We start from the raw sequence: 2,491 nt of genomic DNA, 5'->3' as shown, positions 1-2,491 counted from the left end.
CCTTTTTTCATTCTTATATTTTTGCTATGTATAAAAATGAAGCATTATGGATTTAGCAGAAAATCGATTTGGAAAAACTTGGAAACATTTCCTTGAAGTATTGAAAGTAGACTACAATTGTTCTTTAGCCGATGTTTGCCGCGATCAGCATACCACTTTTGGTGGTATGAGTTCCTGGATGTCCAGACGGGGCTATAGCGTTAAACAAGCCAAGGCAGATGTGGTCCGTGATTATTATGGCGGCGTTGAACCCTCCCAACCGACAACTTCCTCTCCTTCATTCACTCAAATATCACCCGCCATGTTGTCGGAAGAAGAGTTTAGTCTTGCCGGGATCACAATCACCTTTAACAGTGGAACCACCATTTCGGTCAAACGGGCCACACCCGGTGGTGTTATTAAAATGTTGCGCGATTACGAAAGAACGGAGGGAGATCTATGTATTCTCTAACATCAGCCAATCGCTACTATCTGTACCAGGGCTTTGTTCGTATGAACCTTGGCATTGACGGTTTATTCAAAATTATACGATTGGAAATGAAGGACTTGTCTCCCGTTTCCGGAGATATCTTTTTATTCTTTGGTAAAAACCGACAAAGTGTAAAAATACTGCGTTGGGATGGCGATGGCTTTCTTCTGTACTACAAGCGCCTCGAAGGTGGAAGTTTTGAGTTACCGACATTTAACCCCAATACAGGCAATTACGAGATTTCTTATCAGGTTTTGTCTTTTATCTTAAATGGAGTGTCATTAAAGTCTGTACGGTTGAGAAAGCGTTTTAGGATCTAATTCAACATTCTGATTATTAGTTATTTGTGCTAAAGATATCATCCGGTTTATTTGGCCAATTCGTTGATTTTTTATATCTTTATGCCATGAAAAAGGATGAGATCATAGAGTTATTGAAGGAACAAATCAAGGGATTACGAGATGACAACAACAGACTCTTGGACCAAATAGATGCTTTGATAAAGGAGGTTTCTTCCCTTAAAGAGGCACTCCTTCAAAAAGGCGAATCTCTTAGCAAGCAACAGCGCCTTACTAAGGGACTCGCCAAACTTGTATCCAACACATCCGAACGGCAACAGGCTCCCCAATCTGCCATATCCGAAGAAGAGCGGCAGAAGATAGAAGCGGAAAAAGCAGATAAGCGTAAAGCAAGAAAGAACAATGGGGCCAAACGTGACATGCATTATGAGATGGAGGAAGAAGAACATGTCGTTTATCCCGATGATCCCGATTTTGACATCAATAAGGCCCGGTTGTTGACCACTGTTCCCAGAATATGCGTCCGCTATGAATGTGTACCCATGCGCTTCATCAAGCATGTCTACAAGATACACACCTATACGCAAGAAGGTCGCCTGTTTGAGGGAAAAACACCGGCTTCGGCCTTCTTGAATTCCAGCTATGACGGTTCATTTATTGCCGGATTGATGGAATTACGTTATATACAATCGCTACCTGTTGAAAGAATCATCAACTACTTCGAGAGTCATGGCTTTACGCTGAAGAAACCTACGGCTCATAAGTTGATAGAGAAAGCCTCAAACCTCTTCGAAAATCTTTATAAGTGCATCCGGCAGACAGCTTTGAGTGATCCTTATAAGGCAGCCGATGAAACCTATTACAAAATACTCGTCCCGGAAAAGAACAGCAAGGGAAAAGGAGTCAGGAAGGGATATCTTTGGGTGGTTGTCGGCATAAACACCAGGATGATATACTTGCTCTATGATGACGGCTCCCGGTCTGAAAGAGTTATTCTTAACGAATTAGGCAGTTGCAAAGGTATCATACAAAGCGATGGTTACTCACCTTACCGGAAGCTCGAAAGCGATGCTTATCCCAATATCACACGCATCCCGTGCTTGCAACATATAAAACGGAAATTTATAGATTGCGGTGAGAAGGACCCGGATGCAAAAAGGATCGTGGAGCTGATAAACGCACTTTATCAAAACGAGCATAAGCATAAAGTTGGGGTTGAGGGATGGACGGTAGAACAGAATCTTATGCATCGAAAAAAGTATGCGCCGGACATACTCGGAGAAATAAAAGATGTGCTTGATGAAATAGAAGAACGGGGGGATTTATTACCTAAGAGCGAACTGCAGGAAGCCATTACCTATCTTCGCAATGAGTGGAATGCAGTGGTGGACATCTTTAATTATGGTGACACTTATCTGGACAACAATATGGTTGAACGGATGAACCGGTACATATCCTTATCAAGAAAAAACTCATTGTTCTTCGGCAGCCATAAGGGGGCCGAACGAGGCGCCATACTCTATACGATAGCACTCACTTGTAGGATGCATAAAGTGAATCTATTTGAGTATCTCACGGATGTGATAAACAGAACAGCCGAATGGCAACCGAACACACCAATTGAAAAATACAGGGAACTGCTTCCTGACAGATGGGAAAAGGCTAATGACTAAAAAGGGATCATTAGCCTTTTTATTTTAATACACTATATAGAATCGCGGAG

At 42.2% G+C, this 2,491-nt stretch carries 3 protein-coding genes; all 3 read left to right on the top strand.

What is annotated here, in order from left to right:
• Window positions 1-46: 46 nt before the first annotated feature.
• The 3 genes from DWZ47_RS30135 (at window position 47) to tnpC (ending at window position 2,441) form a co-directional block, all read left to right on the top strand.
• On the top strand, window positions 47-451 hold the full coding sequence (locus DWZ47_RS30135; protein ID WP_117515673.1) for a hypothetical protein: 405 nt from the start codon (window positions 47-49) through the stop codon (window positions 449-451).
• Window positions 439-789, top strand: coding sequence for an IS66 family insertion sequence element accessory protein TnpB (tnpB, locus tag DWZ47_RS30130; RefSeq protein WP_004295958.1), 351 nt, complete (start codon window positions 439-441; stop codon window positions 787-789). The genes DWZ47_RS30135 and tnpB overlap by 13 nt, the downstream gene beginning before the upstream one ends.
• Before the next feature lie 86 nt (window positions 790-875).
• Window positions 876-2,441, top strand: a complete 1,566-nt coding sequence (tnpC, locus tag DWZ47_RS30125; RefSeq protein WP_117515675.1) for an IS66 family transposase — start codon at window positions 876-878, stop codon at window positions 2,439-2,441.
• Window positions 2,442-2,491: the final 50 nt, after the last annotated feature.

The sequence above is a fragment of the Bacteroides sp. AF32-8BH genome, assembly GCF_003435205.1.
GTDB lineage: Bacteria > Bacteroidota > Bacteroidia > Bacteroidales > Bacteroidaceae > Bacteroides > Bacteroides ovatus.
Note: the sequence above shows the minus strand (reverse complement) of the source record. Positions and strands in the feature narration are given on the sequence as shown.

What these genes read in the sequence shown, in the direction of transcription:
- DWZ47_RS30135 (WP_117515673.1), top strand. Translation starts at nt 47, where the DNA reads ATGGATTTAGCAGAAAATCGATTTGGAAAAACTTGGAAACATTTCCTT.
- tnpB (WP_004295958.1), top strand. Translation starts at nt 439, where the DNA reads ATGTATTCTCTAACATCAGCCAATCGCTACTATCTGTACCAGGGCTTT.
- tnpC (WP_117515675.1), top strand. Translation starts at nt 876, where the DNA reads ATGAAAAAGGATGAGATCATAGAGTTATTGAAGGAACAAATCAAGGGA.